The organism is Winogradskyella sp. PG-2, assembly GCF_000828715.1.
In the GTDB taxonomy this organism is placed as follows: Bacteria; Bacteroidota; Bacteroidia; order Flavobacteriales; family Flavobacteriaceae; genus Winogradskyella.
The window spans coordinates 1492183-1513039 of the sequence record NZ_AP014583.1 but is presented as its reverse complement, the minus strand read 5'-3'; the positions used below and the strand labels follow the sequence as shown (position 1 = coordinate 1513039).

The window sequence follows — 20857 nt, the reverse complement described above, 5'->3', positions numbered from 1 at the left end:
TATTAAGCTCTGTATTTCCCGGTAAGATCTTTAGCTACATTAGTTAATGTATCTATAACCTCATCAGTTAATTTACCTGACTTTAATGTGTCTAAAATTCCTCTATGCTTGGCATTTAAGAACTCTATGTAATCGCGTTCAAATTCCTTTACTTTTTCAACAGGAACATCTCTTAACAAGTTCTTAGAACCTGCATATATAATCGCTACCTGATCTTCTACTGTAAAAGGATCGTTTTGACCTTGTTTTAAGATCTCAACATTACGCTTACCTTTATTAATAACGTTTAATGTTGAAGCATCTAAATCAGAACCAAACTTAGCAAACGCTTCTAATTCACGGAACTGCGCTTGATCTAATTTTAACGTACCTGATACTTTCTTCATTGATTTAATCTGAGCATTACCACCAACACGAGATACAGAAATACCTACGTTAATTGCTGGTCGAACACCAGAGTTAAATAAATCACCATCTAAGAAAATCTGACCATCTGTAATAGAAATTACATTGGTTGGGATATATGCTGATACGTCACCTGCTTGCGTTTCAATAATTGGTAAAGCAGTTAAAGAACCACCACCTTTTACTAAAGGCTTAAGAGAATCTGGTAAATCATTCATCTCTTTAGCGATATTATCATCGTTAATTACTTTCGCAGAACGCTCTAATAATCTTGAGTGTAAATAAAATACATCACCAGGATACGCCTCACGTCCTGGAGGACGACGTAATAATAAAGATACCTCACGGTATGCTACCGCTTGCTTAGATAAATCATCATAAATGATTAATGCTGGGCGACCAGTATCTCTAAAATACTCTCCAATAGAAGCTCCTGTCATTGGTGCATATACTTGCATCGCTGCCGGATCTGATGCGTTAGCTGCAACAATTGTTGTATAAGCTAATGCTCCTCGTTCTTCTAATACTTTAGCAATGTTTGCTACAGTAGATGCTTTTTGCCCTACAGCAACATATATACAATATACAGGCTCACCTGCATCATAAAATTCTTTCTGATTTAAGATGGTATCAATACAAACTGTAGTTTTACCAGTCTGACGGTCACCAATTACCAACTCACGTTGTCCTCTACCAACTGGAATCATAGCATCAATTGCTTTAATGCCTGTTTGTAATGGTTCTGTTACTGGCTCTCTGTAGATAACACCAGGTGCTTTACGCTCAACTGGCATCTCATAAGTTTCGCCAGCGATTGGCCCTTTACCATCAATTGGGTTACCTAAAGTATCTACTACACGTCCTACAATACCTTCACCTACTTTCACAGATGCGATACGTTCCGTACGTTTTACTGTAGATCCTTCTTTTACTCCTACTGAAGTACCTAAAAGTACAATACCAACATTATCTTCTTCAAGGTTAAGTACAATTCCTTCTGCACCACCTTCGAATTCTACTAATTCACCATATTGTGCATTAGCTAATCCGTAAGCACGTACAATACCATCACCTACAGTTAGTACAGTTCCTACTTCGTCTAATGAAGCTCCTGCTTCAAAACCTGAAAGTTGTTGTTTTAAGATTGCTGATATTTCAGCTGGTTTTACTTCTGCCATCTTTATTTATATTAGATAGATATTATCTTAATTTAATGTAAATTCTCTTTTTAATTTATCGAGTTTATTTGATATACTAGCGTTATACTGAATATCACCTACTCGCAATATGAAACCACCTAAAATGCTTTCATCTATAATATTTTCAACCTCTGCCTCTTTACCAGTAAGCTCTTTTACTTTAGCTAATACTTTAGTTTTTAAATCTGCTGTTATGGGTACTGCCGTAGTTACAGTTGCAACTTGCGTTCCTCTCATCTGATCGTATAACTGAGTATAACTAGCAGCTACATCATTTAAAAGTGCTAGCCTCTTATTAGAGATTAAAGTATTAATAAGATTTGTTGTTGCAACATTAGCATTTTTAAATACTGATGTAAGCACAGCTTTCTTATCTGAAGATCTTACCACAGGACTTTGAAGCATCTGACTTAAATCTTCGCTCTGACTAATAGTAGTAGTGATTAATTTCATATCACTATTTACTGCCTCAGCAGATTTTTGATCTGTCGCTAAGCTTAAAACTGCTTTTGCATATCTAATGGCTGCTCTTGATCCTGACATTTATCTTAGTTTAAAGTTGCTTCACCTAACATATCTTCAACCAATTTTAATTGCTTGTCTTTGTTAGATAATTCATCACGTACTACTTTCTCAGCGATATCCAATGATAACCCTGCAACATGACTTTTTAATTCTGCCATAGCTGCTTTCTTTTCACTTTCTATTGCTGCTTGAGCCTGCTCAATCATTTTGCTTGCTTGTGCTTGTGCTTCTTCTTTTGCGTCTGAAACGATTTTATTCTTCATGTCACGAGCATCCTTTAACATCGCTTCGCGTTCAGCGCGCGCTTCTTGTAAAATACGTTCGTTATCGGCATGAAGATTTTCCATCTCTTTACGAGCCTTTTCAGCAGAAGCTAAAGCATCTTTAATACCATCTTCCCTATCGCTAACTGCACCAAGGATTGGTTTCCAAGCAAATTTTCTTAGAATAAAAAGTAAAATTAAAAATGTAATTAACGTCCAAAAGACAAGTCCAAATTCCGGTGTAATTAAATCCATTCTGTTTTGTTTTAAATAACTTAAATTTTAAAAATACAGAAGCAACCAACCGTTACTTCTGTATCTTAATGTCTTACCCTTGTAAGAAAGCAACAACAACACCAAATAGTGCTACCGCTTCTACGAAGGCTGCTAAGATTAATGCAGAAGATTGAATCTTTCCGTGCATTTCTGGTTGACGCGCCATAGCTTCCATAGCTGATCCACCAATCTTACCAATACCAACACCAGCTCCAATAGCTGCTAAACCAGCTCCAATAGCTGCAATTCCAGTAATAGTCATAATATAAAATTTAAATTAATTAATGATGTTCTTCTTCTGTTGCCATCCCAAAATAAAGAGCTGACAATATTGTAAATATATATGCTTGTATAGCCGTTACGATAACCTCAATAACTGTAATAAACAATGAGAATGCTACAGATACTGGTGCAATTGCATAAGACTTAAATACAAATATTAATGACATTAATGCTAAAATGATAACGTGACCTGCTGTAATGTTAGCAAACAAACGAATCATTAATGAGATAGGTTTTACAAACATTCCTATAATCTCAATTGGCATTAAAAATATTTTCATTGGTACAGGTACTCCTGGCATCCAAAAGATGTGTTTCCAGTAGTTTTTGTTACCACTAAATGTTGTAATGATAAATGTAATCGCTGCTAATGTAAATGTAAACGCAATGTTTCCACTTAAGTTAGCGCCATTAAGAATAGGAATTAATCCAAAGATGTTATTAATCCATATAAAGAAAAATATGGTTAATAAATAAGGCATGTATCTTTTGTACTTGTGCTCACCAATCATTGGCTTCCCAATTTCGTCTCTTACAAATACAATTAATGGCTCAACAAAACTAGCAATACCGGACGGCACATAATTTTCTGATTTCTTATAGCGACGGGCTGCAGATAAAAAGATCAATAGTAATACCGCTATTGAAATCCACATCATAAATACGTTTCTAGTAATAGACATATCAAACTTTGGTCTATGTGCGTTTGTTGGATGATGTTCAGCATCATAAGTGACAGCTGTTGCACCTTCATCTAATACGTACACTTTTTCGTGTACGTTTACAAAACGCTGGCCATTTTTCTCAACAATAACCTCACCATTATAATCGTGGTGAAATTTTGAAGACGAAAAAGTTGTAAAACCTTTGTCTGTGTATGTTATAACTGGAAGTGGAATTGAAACAGAATGGTCGTTCCAATCAAATAAATGCATTCCGTAGGCATCCTTAACGTGATGCAAAATCATCTCTTTAGGATCGAATTTTTCGTCGTCTCCTCCTTCTTTTGTTTCAGAGGCAAAACCAATATTAAAAACGGTAAGAAATAACGCTGATAATACTATGTTTTTAAAGGTGCTTATTCTCATTCTAATGGGCTTAAAAATACCTTGCTTTAAATTCGGTGCAAATGTACGAACATTAAATGAAATGACAAGCAATAATTTCGCTATAATTTTCAAGTGCTTTTTGCCGATAACAAGTAATGATTTATGGGTGTTTTTAAAACTATTTTTAAGACTTCTGAAGAAACTTAGTTAAGGAAAAAACCTCAAAGAATAAATACAAGAAATAAGGAATGAAAAAATTGAACACATCTGGTTGTTTATTCTCTAAATCTGAGAGAAATAAAGGAAGTAGAAATAAAATGGCTAATACCATTTTTAAAAATGTCAGCACCATAAACAGATTGAAGATGTCTTTTTTGCCTGAGGAAAATCTATAATTAATTATGGTATAGAAAATTGAAGTTACAAATACATGAAACGCATAAATCTGCCAAACTGGAAAAAAGAATATGGTCTCTTTTGCGAAATGGTGAAGTAAATAACTGTGAACGCCAAACAATACAACAGTAATACCTATTAACTGTAATAAAAATACAATCTGTCTTTTTTTAAACTCTTCCATCAACTATTTATTATCATTTTTTGAGACTGCAATAATACGTCTAATTACATAAACAATTGAAATAATTACTGAGCCTAATGTCAATATTAAGGTATAGAGATTATGTTGATTGGGGTAATTTTTGTCAAGTTTCAAACCAGCAAAAGTACCTACAGCAATAATCGCAAACATCTGTATTGCTATCCCAGAAAAGCGTGCGTAAGAATTAAGCTGGTCTTTCTGGTCTTTGGGTTGCTGACTGTGCTTTGACTGGCTCATTAGACAATGATTTAACTGTGCCTTTCATACTACACGTAGCATTAAATGTAGCTCCTGGCTCTACTGCTAATTTTGTTATATGAACTTCACCTTCGATATTGGCGGTAGACTTTAAAGATAAAGTACCAGATAAAATAAGTTTTCCGGAAAATTTACCTTCAAAATCGGCATTCTCACCTTGTAATGTTCCTTTAATAAAACCAGATTTTCCGACAACTATTTTTCCTGAAGTTTTAACATTACCTTCAACTGTTCCGTCTATTCTAAAAGGGCCTTGACTTGCTATATCGCCAACAATTTTAGTGCCTTTTGCTATAATATTTTGCTGTGTACTTGTTTCCATAATTTTTGATTGTTTGGGTTTTTTATTGTCTGAGGAAAACATAATTTTTGATTTAGGTTATTCTAATTTTAAAAATGCATTTAAGTTTTTATGTCGTTGAACAATAGCATAATTTGGTGAGGAAATCGCAAAATATTCTTTTGTGATTTTAGGTTTTACAGGACGCCCTTTTTCATCCCTATCTACTGTTTGAAGCAGTTGCGCAAATCCGCTAGCTCCCTGTATACTTTTAAGTCCATGAACAACAACAAATATAGTATTGTCATTATAAACATCTTTTGAAGTTGTTAAATCAAAATATTTGATTTTCTCCTCTATTTCTTCATTTAAAACCTTAATAAATTCATCAATATCTTCATCAGAATTTTTATCGAACTGATAAATTACATTAAAATATTGCGCCTTATCATCTGCAATAAACTCTTTTTTTGCCAAAGCAGGTACAGCATCTTTTAGTAGGTCTTGTGCCTTCTTCCCTTCTTCGGTGTTTGGATACGTTAAAGCAATATAATTGATGCCTTCTTTGTAGGCTTCAAAACCATAAAGTCTTCCTTTAGCCGATGCTTTCAAAATTTCAAATTTAGGAACAAAATCATCACCCTCTAATCGCTTAATTTGAGCCTCAGCAGTAGCTATAACCTCAGCGTATTCTTGTTTTTCAAACTGTTTGTATAAGTTGGTATAAATGACCTCAGGACTATTTTCGTCCTTAGACAATTCAGATTGTGGGTTTAGCAAAATTTCGGCATAACGTGAATCTGGATAATTTGCAACAATATCAGCTTTTATAGCTTCGGCTTTTCTATTAAGACCCAACTCTAAATAAATTCGATATAAATTATATTTTGAAGGTAATATTAATCGATCTTCAGGATTATTATCTAAAAGCGTTTCGAGTTTAGACTTTGCCAAAGCATACTCTTTAAACTTTTCTTTATAAATAATACCCAGTTGATAATAGGCAAAATTTCTTTCCTTAAATATACTATCAATCTCAACTTGATTCGTTGGAAGGGTTGCTAAATATGTCTGAGGATCAAAACGTTTATCCTCACTTGTGTCAGTGGCTACAACTTCTTTCTTATCATCACTTTTAACACTAATACTTTGGTCTGAAAGTCTCCAATTATCCTGAAGTTCACGATCTCCCCAAATTTTTAGAAATTCATTTTTTCCATAGGCAACAGTTGTTGGATTATAAAAATAAAAATTACTATTACCACCTATACCACCAGGTGTTGCTCTTGGGTTTCTATTAGATTTCTTTGCTGACTTATTAAAATCTAAATTATTTCCTTTAGTAGCAACAGCATTTTTTTTCTTTTCTGCTAGTTCTTCTTTAAGCTTTTCTTCTTCTAATATTTTTGCTCTTAATTGCTCAGCATATTCAGTATAAATTGCTAATTGTTCTTCCTTTGGAAGGCTAATTATATTTAAAATACTATCATTAGTTTGGGCAATACCTTCATAATAGATAACATCGTCTAAATTTTCACGCTTCTTTTTTATAACTCTATATGGTTTTGTGTTTTTAACCATTGTAGTCATAGTACTATCATAATAAGCTCCTGCTGTCTTATATATGTTGCGATCAAAATACATGTTACCTAAAGTTTCGTAGTTTAAAGATTTTAAGTATTTATCTGATGCTATTTTTCTTAATGATTTATTATAATAAGCTTCTGACATACTATCATTAGCATTACTACGATGAAATTCTGCAATACGGTAATAGATTTTATCTAAAAACGGTCTGTTTTCTCGATTCTCTTCTAAATCAGTAAGGTATTCTTCAAACTCAACTAAATCACCATTAGTTTCATCAAAATTATTTGATTTCTCTAGATGAGCATTAATGTAAAATGACCTAGGAATATGGCGATGCATGTCTATAATAGCATCAAACTCCATATTAGCACTGTCTTTTTCTTTAAATTCATTATATAATTGGCCTCTGATATAATGGTATCTTGCTCTTTCGTTTTTGTTTTTAGTATACTCTACCGCAATTGCTAATTGAGTAAGTGCACTGTCTTTATGCTTAAGGTTTACATATGCTTGTGCTAGTGCAGCTGTTGCGTCTGCTAAATCTTGGTCTTCTAGTTCTTCTTCTTTAAGTAAGCGTTTTAGTTTTTTTATAGCGACTTCATTATTATCTAATCGCATATTTGTTTTTTCTCTCCAGATTTTTACTTGATTGATTTTATCACTTGTGGGATATTTATTTAATATGTTATTAAGTGCTGCTAGAGCTGGCACAAAGCGTTGGTCAAAATATCGAGCTTTACCCAAAAGTAAATAGGCTTCATCTATTTGGTAATTTTTTTCTTTACCATCGATATTCATACCATGCTTTTGAATCGCCTTAATAGCTTTTTCTTGAGCTCTATCAAAATCTGCGTTTTTAGATTGTCCAGGCAGAAAAATATCGTCCTTTATTTCCATACGCTCTACTGGCAGTAGTGCCCAGAAATTTTCAGTAAACTCGTCATTAATTGCCAACTTACCTCGCTCTAAAGCTAATTCACCGTTATAAAGAATATTATACTTAGTGCCTAATGCATGAAAATTCCTGTTAATAAAAGTGTCTTTTTTTCGTGAGCAACCCTGAGCAATAAATGCGATACAAAAAAGAGATAGTATGATTTTTATAGAGGTCTTCAACGCTGGTTCTATTTGATTAATAGATAACTAAAATGTTAGGTTTTTAGTGTGTTACACGGTAAAAATAAACATCTTTTTCAATTTTTGATGTTATTTAAAGGTTTTTCGATGTGTCGTCTAACTTAAGGCTATAAAAAAAGCTCGAGATCATAGTTCTAATCACGAGCTTATATATAATTATTGATTGGATATTCATTCTTCTTCTTGAGAGATAACAGCTCCACTGGCAAAGTGTTCCTCTAGTTCTTTTAGTGTTGTTGGATTTGTTTCTAAATCTTTAACAACATCTCCTTTTTCTAAAACTACAATACGCTCACAAACGTCTGTAACATGCATTAAATCATGACTAGATACTAGTATAGTCACTCCTTGTTTTTCTGCTAAATTCTTTAAAATTTGCTTTAGCCGTATTTGAGTAGTTGGATCTAGGTTGGCAAAAGGTTCGTCTAATATGATAACTTCAGGGTTACCAATTAAAGCTGCTACAATGCCTGCTTTCTTTTGGTTTCCTTTACTTAAATCTCTCAAATATTTTTTCTTGCCTATAATTTCACCATTGAAGAAATCTTCAAACTTAGAAGTTAAGGCATCTACATCTGCTTTATTCTGTCCTCTTAAGTCACCAATAAAATAAAAATACTCTTCGGGTGTAAGATAACCGATTAAGAAGCTTTCGTCAATAAAGGATGACGTAAACGGCTTCCAGTCTTCACTTTGATCAACAACCACACTATTATTGGTAATACTCCCTGTTGAAGGCTTTATTAAATCTAGCAATAAACTGAAATAGGTCGTTTTACCAGCACCATTATTTCCCACCAAACCAAAACTTTGCCCTTTAGGAATAGTCAACTCTTCTACATTTAAAACTTTAGTTCCGTTATATGATTTTGAAAGATCTTTTGTATGTATCATCTGCTATTTGTATTATTAATTGTCTTGACTAAAAGCGTCAATCATTTTATATTTTGAATCTAGATATCTTTGAGTTATCAACTTCATTAATTTTTTATGGAATACAATTCCTATGACTCCAAGAATAATAAGGGTTGCCACTGCGACTTCAAAACCTACCAACCAATTGATAAGTGCAAATAATCCCATTGGAAAGGCCATCAATGGAATTCCAATGAGCCACTGTACAGCTCCAGTTCCTTGATAATTAAAGGCTGCCTTTTTATCTAAATCAATCTTTTTTCTGTTGAATGAGCCACCAAATAAGATGACATGAGAATTAACTCCAATATTATAGATTGCTGCGGCAAAATGTACAATTAAAATTTTCCAACCGAAGTAAACATATGGTATTCCTAAAACAAAAAGTATAACCACACTCATCACCATGAGTATAAATTTAGAGCGCAAATATTGCTCGTACTTAATATTTTGACTCATTAGCATTTTATAATAACCACTATCCCAAGCCGGAATAAATTGACCAAAATTGATTAGAAAAAATCCCGTAGAGAATATCCCAATAAATGCAAACATAAATTCCTTATCCCTATACATAGGTTGAGGATAGAAGAATAAGCCGTAAAGTAGACCTATAATTAAAAGCATTGCCATAGATTTTGTGCGCTTATTTCTCCAAATCAATTTAAGATCTAATTGCATAAATGGTGCAATATCTCCAAATCGCTTAGTCCAAGACAAATCTGCTGCCCTTACTTCAGTTACTTTAGATTTTAAAGAACTATCCAAAAAGAGCTTAGCTCTTAATATTTTATAATTATATCCATAAAGCAATACTAAAACGGCAATTGGTATCACTATTAATAATGGATTATTTGCTATACTCATTAACCCGTCGCCAATGATTGATTTCAGTGGTAGAAAATTAAAGTAATCTAATCCATACAATGCACCTGCAACAATAATAATTGGTAAAAACGATAATTCTTTTTCTGCTGAGAAAGCCTCAATAATAAAGTTTAAAAAATTGATGATGAGCACGAGAAGTATCATCGTAAACATCCATGTTAGCACCATTGATGTTTCATAACCATTAGATATTAAAGAAATACTAAATGGTATAATTGCAAATATAGGCAAAAAATTAAAAAATGATAATGCTGATTTACCTAAAACAAAATTTACTATTGTAGATCGTTTAATCGGTTGAATCAATAATGGCTTAACGCTCATTACTGGTAATTTTTGCAAAAAGAATCGCATTAATAAATCTCCAATAATCCAAAAGAATATGTAGCTGTTTACTACTGTAAATGGATCTTGATCTGGTACAAGTTTGCTTACTATTTTAAAAAGAAATGCTCCAAGAAAAAGAAACATTCCCACAAAATAAAGTGCAAAAAACACCATTAAGATGTTGATTACAATACTTTTTTGCCAATAAGATGATCGGAAATATTGTTTCCATTCTAGATTAAGAAAATGCTTTATCATTCTGGTTTGGTTAGTTTGTACGTTGAGTTAGTAACGTTTTATTGAGATTTGTTACACAAGTTAAGCAAATTTATATTCTGGATATTGGTTAGCCATTTCTTTTCTGAGTTTTGGAGAAACAATAAATATTGAAATATAAACCGCTAAACCAAACAATACGATAGTAATAGAAAATAAGAGTTTTACGTTGATACTCCATGCGCCATTTGGAAATAATAAACCTTGAACAACTACATTGATAATATAAACTAATCCACCTAGTTGCAATGCTACAGAATCAAATAACCATTTTTTCCCTGTTTTATCTTTTAGCTTATTAATTCGCTTTGTTTGTACGACCAAAAACCAAATAGGTGTAATCGTTATAAATAAAACTGTTGGTATTACCACAAATACTCTTTCATCAATAGTTTTGAGGGTAAAAAAGATAAGCCACATTAAAAACAAAGTCAACAAAATCTTAGGTAGCTTAAAAAAACCCTTATAGTATTTCCATACCAGTATTCTGTAACGTTTATTTAATGCTTTTGTTTTTTCTTCAATAACATCTGAAAATCCCATAACTCCAAATTTTTTGAATTCTGAATTTAAAGCGGAGTCAAATGTGGTGTTAGGGTTTTGCTTTAGATGATTTTCAATTCCATTTGCCAAATGATCTACAAGCTCAGTTTGTACATCATACCAATCCACATAATGCTTTTGAGTAAATGTATATAATTGCTGTATTTGGGCTTTGGTTAGTTTCATTTTTAACTTAAAAGTTCATAATATCTTTTCAGCACTTTTTTTCTGTCATTTTCAATAATGATTACCGCAGAAATTCCTAATAGAATAGAAAAAGAATAATAGAGTAGTAATAGTCCGAAATTGTCAAGTAAAAAACTCTTAGAAACAGAAAATGTGTAAAGAAACACTGATGGCAATGCTGTTACAGTAAATAAAGATTGCATGGATTGTACTTTTTTAACTGCTTTGCTATACTTTATCTGATAAAATAAGGGATAAAGAACTAATCCAACCAAAACAAAAAAGTAAATAAGGCTAAAATTCTCTAAAGATAAATACTGTAATAAAATATACCCTAAGACAATTAGACCAGAGAAAGTTAAAATGAATTTAGGCTTATAAAAAAACTTAGAAAATTGAACCAATAACTGCTTTTGATAACTCCAATGAATCATCTTCTGCTGCTTCTTAGCAAAACTCTTAATAAATTCAATTTTGCTTACTAAATAATCTTCTAGTAAACTATAGTTAGATTTCTCTTCAAATTCTGAGGCCAAATGATCCAAAAGCTCAGATCTAACATCTAAATACTTAATGCCTTTCTGTTCTAGAAAATTATCTATGAGTTTTATATCTCTTTTCTTCAATTTCATAATTATACAACATTTTTAAAACGAGTTTGAAATGTCTTTGTGAAACCAATAGTGATTTTAAAACGCAAAATCATCATTGTTAGACATAAGCTAACTATGACAATTATAATTAAAATACTATCAGCATGCACAAGTGGTTTCAAAATATTATTTAAGGATGTCAACACGTGGATAATAATTATAAAAGGAAAAGCTATTCGCTCTATTACAGAATACCTATCCAGTTTATAAACTTTTAAAGCAATGAAATAAGCAATCCCAAAACATATAGATGTAATTATTGGCACTGCAAAAAGGATTGTTTTAAAAAACTCATAATCACAGTAACTATATACCACATAAAAAGCACAAAATATAGCAGCGAAAAATACTAGGGCAGGAATCGATAATAAATTATTAAATAATAGTTTAGCAATCTTTCTATCAGCAGATTTTAGAAATTGTTTATTGTTATGTAGTAATCTAGCTTTGTTTTCAACCATATAGTCCTTAAAAATATAATAGAAATCACGATTATCTCCTTCAGATATTTTTGTTTCGATACCAGAAGCTACATGGTCTATCATTTCCATTCTAATATCCTTGTATCTAATGTCAGAATTTTCAAGATAGTTATTTATGAACAATATGTTTTCAAAAGTCAACTTCATTTTAGCTATGCTAATTTTGGGTTCATCAGTGCTTGCATTGTTTTAATATATTCTGCCAACTCTTCAAGTTTATTGATAGATTCTTTTGTTCCCGACTCTGTAAGTTTGTAATATTTACGCAACCGATTATCTACTTTAGCGACCTCAACATCTAAAAGCCCTTCCGCCTCAAGTTTGTGTAACGCAGGATACAATGCACCTTCAGTAATCTTAAGTTCACCCTTAGTTAAAGCCTTTACTTTTTGAGTAATTTCATAACCATACATTTTATCGTGCTCATTTAGCAACTTTAAAATAATGGTGTTTAAACTGCCTTTATATAATTTTGAATTGCTCATATAACAAATATACATAATTTTCTTATGTATAAGAATCTTAGGTATTATTTTAATCTTAATTTCTAGTTATAAAAAGACCGCTTTCTTATTTTTGCACAAAATTATTTTTAATGGCTCAATTTCATTCGCTTAATATAAAATCTGTTAATAAGGTTACTGACAAATCTATAGCTATAACTTTTGATATTCCTGAAGATTTAAAAGAGAATTTCAAATTTAAAGCTGGTCAATATATTACTTTAAAAACCACAATTAATGGTGAGGATATTAGAAGAGATTATTCTATTTGTTCTTCTAAAAATAGTGGTGAATTAATTGTTGCTGTTAAAGCTGTTGAAAACGGTACATTTTCTGTTTATGCTAATGAAAAACTTAAAACTGGGGATTCCATAGAAGTTGCAGAACCTAATGGCCGTTTTGTTTTTGAAGCTAATACTGCTAAAACTAGAACTATTGCCGCCTTTGCTGCTGGTAGCGGTATTACCCCTATTCTAAGTGTAGCTAAAACACTTTTAGAGGGTGAGCCGTTTAGTAATTTCATTTTAGTCTACGGAAATAAAACCCTGTCTGATGCTATGTTTGTTCAAGATTTACTTGAACTAAAAAACACTTATGGCAATCGTTTTCATGTCCATTTTATTTATAGTCAAACTAAAGAAGAAGATGCGCTTTTTGGTCGTATAGAAAAAAGTACAGTAAACCTTATCGTTAAGAATAAATACAAAGACGTTACAATCGAAAACTTCTACCTGTGCGGACCCGAAAAAATGATACACACAGTAAAAGAAGTTTTAGTTGAAAATGGCACGAAAGAAAAATCCATTCTATATGAATTGTTTACAGCTCCTATTGAAACTGAATCTAGTTCTGATACTGAAACACCCTCTGGGAGCTCAAAAATAAAAGTACTTGTTGATGATGAAGAATTTGAATTTGAAATGTCAAAAGAACAGACTATTCTCGAAGCGGCTTTAAAACAAGATATTGACGCTCCTTATTCTTGTCAAGGTGGAATTTGCAGCAGTTGTATTGCTAAAATAACTGAAGGTGGTGCTACAATGCGCCAAAACAATATTCTTACTGACGGAGAAGTTGCTGATGGTTTGGTTTTAACATGTCAAGCACATCCTACTTCTTCTTCAATTGTGGTGGATTATGATGATGTGTAGTATAAATCGTTAGTTAAGAATCCTATTTACATAGAGATTACGCCTTTTACTTCATCTATTACTTCTTCAGCAGAAATACTACCTGCTGCATTTTCATAACCCTCAGGATATTTATTTCCATAGATAGAGGTTGGTATTTGTGGAAACTTTTCTCTATCAGCTAAAAGTGCAAAATTGTGTGGTTGATTATAAGGGGCGAATCCAGCAAAAGGATGTGTAACTCCCCAAATTGTAACTACTTTTTTACCAAGCATTGCTGCCAAATGCGCATTGCCAGAATCCATAGCTAACATTAAATTTAAATTAGATATTAAGTCAAGCTCATCACCTAAAGTAAGTTTCCCTGCTATTGAAGAAACATTATTATAGCTTGCTTCAAACTGATTTAAAATATCAACCTCCTCTGGTCCTCCTCCAAATAAAATCACATTGTAATCCTTAGAAAGTTGTTTAATTACCATTTCTATTTTATCTAAAGGATACATCTTACTTTTATGCGCCGCAAAGGGGGCTATACCTATAGCTTTTAAATCTTTATTTATAAAGAAAGATTTTAGTGATTCCGATAATTGAGCTGGTTTTGGAAATTTTGGCTTAGATAAATCAACAGAAAAACCCAATGTTTCAAAAACATCAGCGTAGCGTTGGTGTGTGGTTCTTAGTTGTTGAAAAATCTTCCCAGATGTTAAGGCTCTCTTTTCGGTTCTACCTTTATCAAGTTGTACTACTTTTTTTCTTGTGAAAAAGAGTTTTAAAATTTTACTTCTAAGGACATTGTGTAAATCTGCAACAGCATCAAATTCTAATGCCTTTAATTCTTTAGATAATTTATACAAACCAAAAACACCTTTGTGTTTTCCTTTTAGATCTGCAGAATAAACATCAACGTTATTTAAATCTTGAAAAAAGGGCTTGAAAAATTCCCTCGTAAGTACTGTTATTTTTAATTCTGAGTGCTGTTCAGTCAAAGCTCTCAGAATAGGAACCGACATTGACACGTCTCCCATTGCAGAAAGCCTAATAACTAGTATGTGTTTTGGTTTAGCCACCTCAACTTTTAGATGAAATCCCTACCTTCGCAAGAATTTATTTTTGTCCTCTTAAAACAGGATTAAGCTCATCGTCATTGTACATCTTCATTTGCTTATACACTTTCATGTATTTATCTCCATTAGAAATATCTTCTAACAAGCCATCGATTGCAGTGCTTAAATCCACACGCTGTTCAAGTAATACATCAAGTTTCTTTTGGCAAGCTGCTTTGTGAGTTTCAGTAGCATCTTCTCTTATCGTTTCAACATGCATGTGATAAATTTTCAATGCTAAAATAGATAAGCGGTCTATTGCCCATGCAGGACTTTCGGAATTAATTTTAGCATCAGCCTTCACCTCAACACCTTTGTATTTGTCTAAAAAGTAGCTGTCAACAAATTCAACAGTATCAGTTCTATCCTGGTTAGAAGCATCAATCATTCGCTTTAACTTTAAAGCCGCAACAGGGTCGATATTAGGGTCTCTAATAATATCTTCATAAGCCCACTGAACAGTATCTATCCATGATTTTCTAAATAATAAATGTGCTATTAAATCAGTATTCTTATCATATTTGTTCGTAAATGACTGATCTACAGTATTTAAAACCTTATAGGTTTTTATTACATCTTGAAATATAGCGTTTGCTTTTTCTGAAAACATATTGAAATCGTTTTATAATATGCAAATATAGTCTGAATTATTAACTTAGCTGTTCATCTAAACATTGACTTATGCATATTCATAATCTTTCTGAAACACCATCAATATTAAACACATTTATTTCTGAAATTAGAGATAAAACCATCCAGAAAGATAGCATGCGTTTTAGGCGAAATATTGAGCGTATAGGTGAAATCCTAGGTTTAGAATTGAGTAAGTCTCTTCAATTTGAAACCCATAGCATTGAAACTCCGTTGGGTGTTTCTAATACTGTATTGCATAAGAATGATATCGTATTATGTTCAATTCTTAGGGCTGGTGTTCCACTTCATAATGGCTTATTGAATTATTTTGATGCCGCTGAAAACGCATTCATTTCTGCTTATAGACAACACAAACATAATCCTGAAAGTTTTGAAATTATTGTTGAGTATTTAGCTTGTCCGAGTCTAGAGGGTAAAACTTTGATTCTTGCTGACCCAATGTTAGCCACAGGTCAATCAATGGTCGCTACTTTTGAAGCTTTAAAACCATTTGGAACGCCAAAAGATGTTCATTTGGTTAGCGTTATTGGAGCGCAAAAAGGTGTGGATTTAGTAGCTAATGAATTTGAAACAAATACACATCTATGGATAGCCACAATAGATAATACGCTTAATGATAAAGGTTATATAATTCCTGGATTAGGTGATGCTGGGGATTTAGCTTTTGGAAATAAGTTACAGCAATAAAGTAATTATTGGTGTTATAATTAATAATACTACAAAGACCTCTTTAAACCATTGTTCTGAAATAACTTTAATATAGTTTGCCATGATTATAGAAAATGGTGCAAACAGAAACAAAAACTCACTCCCATTCTTTATAGGTGCAATCAAAGCAATTAAAATTGCTAAAATAGACGACCATGCTATTATGAAATAAGATGGTCTAAGCCTTTTATTTTTCTCTGGTAAGGTTTTAAAAAAATAGATTAGTATCCATATAAATGAGGTAAATAAGACGGTAAATCTGATAATGCTTTCTATACTATTATATGCTGTATAATCCAGGCTAGCATATGGCTGAAAATTCGATGGTTTTACATAAACATCGTATAGTAAAATATTATACACAATTAGCAACAAAATTACTGTCGCTGCACCTATGAATGGAATTACAATGTTTTTTATATCATTTTGTGAATAGTAAATTAATGCAACTATAACTAATGCAAAAAATAATATTGACCAAAAATAAAACAGCGTTGCTATAGTTATCCAAAAAGCGGCATCAAATAACTTCTTTTTTATATTGACTTTAGAATGTAAGCTTATTAAACGCCTTAAAGCAAATAGTGTAAAGAGGTTTGCTAGCAGTATATCTGAATATTTCATTGCCTCAGGAAACATCCCAAATATTAATGCAAAAGTCATTATTCCGTAGCTATTACCTTGGGTAAGGTTGTTTTTTGAAATAATAAAATCTAACAGGAATACTAAAAAAAGTGTGATTAACAATTTTGAACTTGTACTAATTACACCACTAAAATCATTAAACAGGAAATTGTAATTTGTAATAACAAAAAGTAAAGCAACAAAAACCGCAACTATTATAAAGTTTATCGGTTTAGATTTACTAAAAATACTTGTAATCATTAACTCTTTTTGTACTTTTGTGTTTTAATATCAAATCTGATATCTAGATTCGAATTGATATGTAAATTTATAAAGTTATGAAGGATTTCTTTTACGGAATACAAGATTTATTTGTTGATGTCTTATTTGCACCTTTTGATGCATTGAGAGCTTTAGAATTAGAAAACTGGTTTGGATCCAATATAATGTCTTGGATATTCATGGCCATAGGCTTTGTTGCATTCACATATTGGATGCTTCAACTAAAAAAGTATAACGATAATAACGAAGAAGATAAAAGTGTGACATCACACTCATATCTTTAATTTATAAATCGAAACCAATATCTTTACGGTAATTCATCTTATCAAAATGTAGATTTTCTATGCTTTGATAAGATTTTTTTATGGCCTCTTCGTAATTATTACCATAAGACGTAATTGCCATTACACGTCCACCAGAAGTTACTACTTTGCCGTTTTGAAATTTTGATCCTGCGTGAAACGCTATAGAGTTAGTTATTTTTTCTATCCCAGTGATTTCTTTCCCTTTCTCGTAATCTTCAGGATAACCTCCAGAGACTAACATAATGGTAGTTGCAGCGCGTTCATCTATATCAATAGTAACATCAGATAAAGTTTGATTTGCCATTGCTTGAAAAATTTCAACTAAATCTGTTTTTAATCTCGGTAAAACAACTTCTGTTTCGGGATCACCCATCCTCACGTTATACTCAATCACCTTAGGATCATCACCGACTTTAATTAACCCAATAAATATAAAACCTACGTAAGGTAAATTATCTTTCTTTAAACCATTAACTGTAGGTTTTACAACTTCATTTTCAATTCTATCTAAAAATGTTTTTGTTGCAAATGGTACTGGAGACACTGCTCCCATTCCACCTGTATTTAATCCTGTATCTCCTTCGCCAATACGCTTATAATCTTTAGCGGTAGGCAAAATTTTGTAATTCTTACCATCCGTTAAAACAAAACAGCTTAACTCAATACCATCTAAAAATTCTTCAATGACTACTTTAGTACTTGCTTTACCGAATTTAGCATCAACTAACATACTCTTAAGTTCAGCTTTAGCCTCTTCGATATCATTCAAAATTAAAACCCCTTTACCTGCAGCTAGGCCATCTGCTTTTAATACATAAGGTGCTTCTAGGTTTTCTAAAAACTTTAAGCCTTCTTCCACATTTTCTCTTGTAAAGCTTTTATAAGCAGCCGTTGGGATATTATGACGCATCATAAATTCTTTTGCAAACTCCTTACTGCCTTCTAATTCTGCAGCGGCTTTTTGAGGGCCAATAACTGAAACATATTTTAAGTCATCATCTTTTAAGAAAAAGTCATGAATACCTTGAACTAATGGGTCTTCTGGCCCAACAACTACAAGTTTAATATTATTTTGAATCACTGCGTTTTTTATAGCTTCAAAATTAGTAACAGAAATATCTAAATTGGTAGCAATAGCTTCTGTACCAGAATTTCCTGGCGCAACAAAAAGACCTGTGCAGTGGTTACTTTGTCTTACTTTCCATGCAAATGTATGCTCTCTTCCGCCAGACCCGAGTATTAAAATATTCATGATTCAAATTTGTTTGCGCAAAAATAATTGGTTTTGCGCTCAAAAAACAATTAATTTACGGAAACATTAAATGTGTAAAACACTTTGCGATTATTTGATTTTTCTCTAAAAACTAACGGCTTTGATATTGACAAAGCTAAAATCACTTTATCTGAAATTCACGCTCTAAATGATTCAGAATTTGTGGCTTACATATTAAATCAGAAAAAAGAAATTATCTCTTATCATTTAAGACACAATTCATTTTACAAAACATTCGGTAAATCTATTGATGTTGAAGATTGGAACTCCATTCCGATAATGACAAAGCGCCATCTTCAGCAACCTATTGAACAGCGCTTAAGCGACAACTATAACTCAAGAAATGTTTATTTAAACAAAACGTCTGGTAGCTCAGGAGATCCATTTATTTTTGCAAAAGATAAGTGGTGCCATGCTATGACTTGGGCAGAAATCATGAATCGTTTTGCTTGGTACGACATAGATTTTAATACATCTAAACAAGCCCGTTTTTATGGCATTCCTTTAGATAAAAAGGGATACTACAAAGAGCGCCTAAAAGATTGGTTTAGCAATCGTTTTCGGTTTTCAGTTTTTGATCTTAGTGACTCTGCTTTCAAAAAAGCACTTCTAAAATTTAAAAAAACTGAATTTGATTTTATTAATGGTTACGCAAGTCCTATTGTTCAATTCGCCAAATATTTGAAGCGAAAAGAAATTATTTTAACTACTATCTGCCCAAGCCTTAAGGTTTGTATTGTTACTTCTGAAATGCTTTTTGAAGACGATAGGTCTTTGATGGAATCTCAATTTGGTGTTCCCGTGGTAAATGAATATGGAGCTTCTGAATTAGACTTAATTGCATTTCAGAACACAAAAAATGAATGGCAAGTAAATAGTGAAACACTCTATGTTGAAATTCTAAATGAGGGGGGCAAAGTTTTACCAAATGGAGAAGAGGGCAGAGTTGTAATTACATCTTTCTATAACCACGCGCACCCTTTTATTCGTTATGATATTGGTGATATTGGTTCTTTATCTAAATTGAGTACTATTAGAAAACCAATCTTAAAACAATTAACTGGTCGAACAAATGATATTGCTGTTTTACCTAGTGGAAAAAAAGCAGCGGGATTAACCTTCTACTATGTTACAAAAAGCGTTATTGAAAACGATGGTAATGTTTCAGAGTTTATTATTGAGCAACTAGCTTTAGACCATTTTAAGATAAGTTTTGTGAGTAGAACAGTTATTCCAGCTGATAAAGAAGAGTTAATTACTAAAGAGATGGGGCGTTATTTAGAGCCAGGAATACGAGTAAGCTTTGAGCGTGTAGATAAATTAAAACGCACAAAAGCGGGTAAACTAAAACAATTTGTGTCTAATCTATAGTTTTAATTAAACTTCGCTTTACAAATAAATGCTCATAAAAGAATAGTACCATATAAAATGAGGATTTTATAAAAGAAAATTCTAAACCTTTACGATAAGCGTTAAAGTTATGCTTTATCAAATTAGATTTATTAGAGGACAAAGACCCTTCTGAAATACGATAATAAGCAATAGTTTCTGAAAGTCCTTTCGCTGGCTTTCCACTTCTTTTTAAAGCCTCTAGCCACAGCAACCAATCTTGACGTTTTTTTAAATCCTTAGTGTAAATTTTACCTAGTGATATACAGTTATATATTCCTGTTAAATTCCCTATATAATTTGCTTTGAGTAATTTTTTGTAAGTAAGTGTTTTTAGCGCTTGCACTTTCTTGTTTAAAGGTTTACTGGTAGAATTTATAAGCTCGTAACTCCCAAAGCATACGTCCGTTGTTGTATTCAAAACGTTAACCTGTAACTCTAATTTATTTTCATCCCAAAGGTCATCAGCATCTAAGAAAGCTATATAACTTCCTGTTGCCATTTTTGTTCCTAAATTTCTTGCTTCTGCAGCACCCTTATTCTCTTTATGACTATAGACTTTTATCCTATTATCCTTATTTCTTAATCCCTCTGCTTTTGCTATGGTTGAATCTGAGGAGCAATCATCTACGAGAATTAACTCCCAATTAGTATACGTCTGTTTTATAACACTATTAATGGTTTCTTCAATAACAGAATCATTATTATACATTGGCGTTATTATGGAAACAATAGGTTTCATTCTATA

Annotated in this window: 24 protein-coding genes; 4 read left to right on the top strand and 20 right to left on the bottom strand. The window is 32.2% G+C overall.

Features of this window, described 5'->3' with window-relative positions; all coding sequences use genetic code 11:
- Positions 1 to 2 precede the first annotated feature (2 nt).
- The 15 genes from atpA to WPG_RS06590 all read right to left on the bottom strand — a co-directional run bounded on the left by atpA (position 3) and on the right by WPG_RS06590 (position 12620).
- Positions 3 to 1583, bottom strand: coding sequence for a F0F1 ATP synthase subunit alpha (gene atpA / locus WPG_RS06660; RefSeq protein WP_045470708.1), 1581 nt, complete (start codon positions 1581 to 1583; stop codon positions 3 to 5).
- Positions 1584 to 1610: 27 nt separating this feature from the next.
- Positions 1611 to 2147, bottom strand: coding sequence for an ATP synthase F1 subunit delta (gene atpH / locus WPG_RS06655; protein ID WP_045470706.1), 537 nt, complete (start codon positions 2145 to 2147; stop codon positions 1611 to 1613).
- A gap of 5 nt (positions 2148 to 2152) precedes the next feature.
- Positions 2153 to 2647, bottom strand: a complete 495-nt coding sequence (locus WPG_RS06650) for a F0F1 ATP synthase subunit B (RefSeq protein WP_045470704.1) — start codon at positions 2645 to 2647, stop codon at positions 2153 to 2155.
- Positions 2648 to 2720: 73 nt separating this feature from the next.
- Entirely contained in the window at positions 2721 to 2930 is a 210-nt protein-coding gene (atpE, locus tag WPG_RS06645) for an ATP synthase F0 subunit C (protein ID WP_034042296.1), read from the bottom strand.
- A gap of 19 nt (positions 2931 to 2949) precedes the next feature.
- Entirely contained in the window at positions 2950 to 4038 is a 1089-nt protein-coding gene (atpB, locus tag WPG_RS06640) for a F0F1 ATP synthase subunit A (protein ID WP_052471176.1), read from the bottom strand.
- 145 nt (positions 4039 to 4183) lie between these two features.
- Positions 4184 to 4579 carry a hypothetical protein gene (locus WPG_RS06635; protein ID WP_045470700.1) on the bottom strand — a complete coding sequence of 132 codons (396 nt, stop codon included), beginning with the start codon at positions 4577 to 4579 and terminating at the stop codon, positions 4184 to 4186.
- A gap of 3 nt (positions 4580 to 4582) precedes the next feature.
- Positions 4583 to 4837: an AtpZ/AtpI family protein gene (locus WPG_RS18985; RefSeq protein ID WP_045470698.1), complete on the bottom strand. Its 255-nt coding sequence runs from the start codon at positions 4835 to 4837 to the stop codon at positions 4583 to 4585.
- Positions 4785 to 5222, bottom strand: a complete 438-nt coding sequence (locus WPG_RS06625; protein WP_045470696.1) for a polymer-forming cytoskeletal protein — start codon at positions 5220 to 5222, stop codon at positions 4785 to 4787. The genes WPG_RS18985 and WPG_RS06625 overlap by 53 nt, the downstream gene beginning before the upstream one ends.
- A gap of 15 nt (positions 5223 to 5237) precedes the next feature.
- Positions 5238 to 7844: a tetratricopeptide repeat protein gene (locus WPG_RS06620; RefSeq protein ID WP_045470694.1), complete on the bottom strand. Its 2607-nt coding sequence runs from the start codon at positions 7842 to 7844 to the stop codon at positions 5238 to 5240.
- Positions 7845 to 8036: 192 nt separating this feature from the next.
- Positions 8037 to 8759 carry an ABC transporter ATP-binding protein gene (locus tag WPG_RS06615; RefSeq protein ID WP_045470692.1) on the bottom strand — a complete coding sequence of 241 codons (723 nt, stop codon included), beginning with the start codon at positions 8757 to 8759 and terminating at the stop codon, positions 8037 to 8039.
- Between the two features lie 15 nt (positions 8760 to 8774).
- Complete coding sequence (locus tag WPG_RS06610) at positions 8775 to 10253, bottom strand: DUF5687 family protein (RefSeq protein WP_045470690.1); 1479 nt, start codon at positions 10251 to 10253, stop codon at positions 8775 to 8777.
- A gap of 60 nt (positions 10254 to 10313) precedes the next feature.
- Positions 10314 to 11000 carry a hypothetical protein gene (locus WPG_RS06605; protein ID WP_052471175.1) on the bottom strand — a complete coding sequence of 229 codons (687 nt, stop codon included), beginning with the start codon at positions 10998 to 11000 and terminating at the stop codon, positions 10314 to 10316.
- A 2-nt stretch (positions 11001 to 11002) separates the two neighbouring features.
- Complete coding sequence (locus tag WPG_RS06600) at positions 11003 to 11632, bottom strand: hypothetical protein (protein WP_045470689.1); 630 nt, start codon at positions 11630 to 11632, stop codon at positions 11003 to 11005.
- Between the two features lie 2 nt (positions 11633 to 11634).
- Positions 11635 to 12282 (bottom strand): hypothetical protein, encoded by a 648-nt coding sequence (locus WPG_RS06595; RefSeq protein WP_045470687.1) that lies wholly within the window; start codon positions 12280 to 12282, stop codon positions 11635 to 11637.
- 5 nt (positions 12283 to 12287) lie between these two features.
- Positions 12288 to 12620 (bottom strand): PadR family transcriptional regulator, encoded by a 333-nt coding sequence (locus tag WPG_RS06590; protein ID WP_045470685.1) that lies wholly within the window; start codon positions 12618 to 12620, stop codon positions 12288 to 12290.
- 110 nt (positions 12621 to 12730) lie between these two features.
- Here WPG_RS06590 and WPG_RS06585 point away from each other — a divergent pair, with 110 nt between their 5' ends.
- Positions 12731 to 13789, top strand: a complete 1059-nt coding sequence (locus tag WPG_RS06585) for a ferredoxin--NADP reductase (RefSeq protein WP_045470683.1) — start codon at positions 12731 to 12733, stop codon at positions 13787 to 13789.
- A gap of 26 nt (positions 13790 to 13815) precedes the next feature.
- On the opposite strand, the gene WPG_RS06580 is transcribed toward WPG_RS06585, so the two are convergent.
- Positions 13816 to 14796, bottom strand: coding sequence for a glycosyltransferase family 9 protein (locus tag WPG_RS06580; protein WP_045470681.1), 981 nt, complete (start codon positions 14794 to 14796; stop codon positions 13816 to 13818).
- A 79-nt stretch (positions 14797 to 14875) separates the two neighbouring features.
- Entirely contained in the window at positions 14876 to 15484 is a 609-nt protein-coding gene (locus WPG_RS06575) for a DUF4254 domain-containing protein (RefSeq protein ID WP_045470679.1), read from the bottom strand.
- Between the two features lie 71 nt (positions 15485 to 15555).
- Here WPG_RS06575 and upp point away from each other — a divergent pair, with 71 nt between their 5' ends.
- Complete coding sequence (gene upp, locus WPG_RS06570) at positions 15556 to 16215, top strand: uracil phosphoribosyltransferase (RefSeq protein ID WP_045470677.1); 660 nt, start codon at positions 15556 to 15558, stop codon at positions 16213 to 16215.
- On the opposite strand, the gene WPG_RS06565 is transcribed toward upp, so the two are convergent.
- Entirely contained in the window at positions 16204 to 17121 is a 918-nt protein-coding gene (locus WPG_RS06565; RefSeq protein WP_045470675.1) for a DUF6427 family protein, read from the bottom strand. The genes upp and WPG_RS06565 overlap by 12 nt on opposite strands.
- 77 nt (positions 17122 to 17198) lie before the next feature.
- On the opposite strand from WPG_RS06565, the gene WPG_RS06560 reads away from it, so the two are divergent.
- Positions 17199 to 17426: a DUF6341 family protein gene (locus WPG_RS06560; RefSeq protein ID WP_045470673.1), complete on the top strand. Its 228-nt coding sequence runs from the start codon at positions 17199 to 17201 to the stop codon at positions 17424 to 17426.
- A gap of 1 nt (position 17427) precedes the next feature.
- Here the strand turns inward: WPG_RS06560 and purD are convergent, their stop codons facing one another.
- Positions 17428 to 18699, bottom strand: a complete 1272-nt coding sequence (purD, locus tag WPG_RS06555) for a phosphoribosylamine--glycine ligase (RefSeq protein WP_045470671.1) — start codon at positions 18697 to 18699, stop codon at positions 17428 to 17430.
- An 84-nt stretch (positions 18700 to 18783) separates the two neighbouring features.
- Here purD and WPG_RS06550 point away from each other — a divergent pair, with 84 nt between their 5' ends.
- Positions 18784 to 20091: a phenylacetate--CoA ligase family protein gene (locus WPG_RS06550; protein ID WP_045470669.1), complete on the top strand. Its 1308-nt coding sequence runs from the start codon at positions 18784 to 18786 to the stop codon at positions 20089 to 20091.
- Here the strand turns inward: WPG_RS06550 and WPG_RS06545 are convergent.
- Positions 20081 to 20851 (bottom strand): glycosyltransferase family 2 protein, encoded by a 771-nt coding sequence (locus tag WPG_RS06545; protein ID WP_045470667.1) that lies wholly within the window; start codon positions 20849 to 20851, stop codon positions 20081 to 20083. The genes WPG_RS06550 and WPG_RS06545 overlap by 11 nt on opposite strands.
- Positions 20852 to 20857 lie beyond the last annotated feature (6 nt).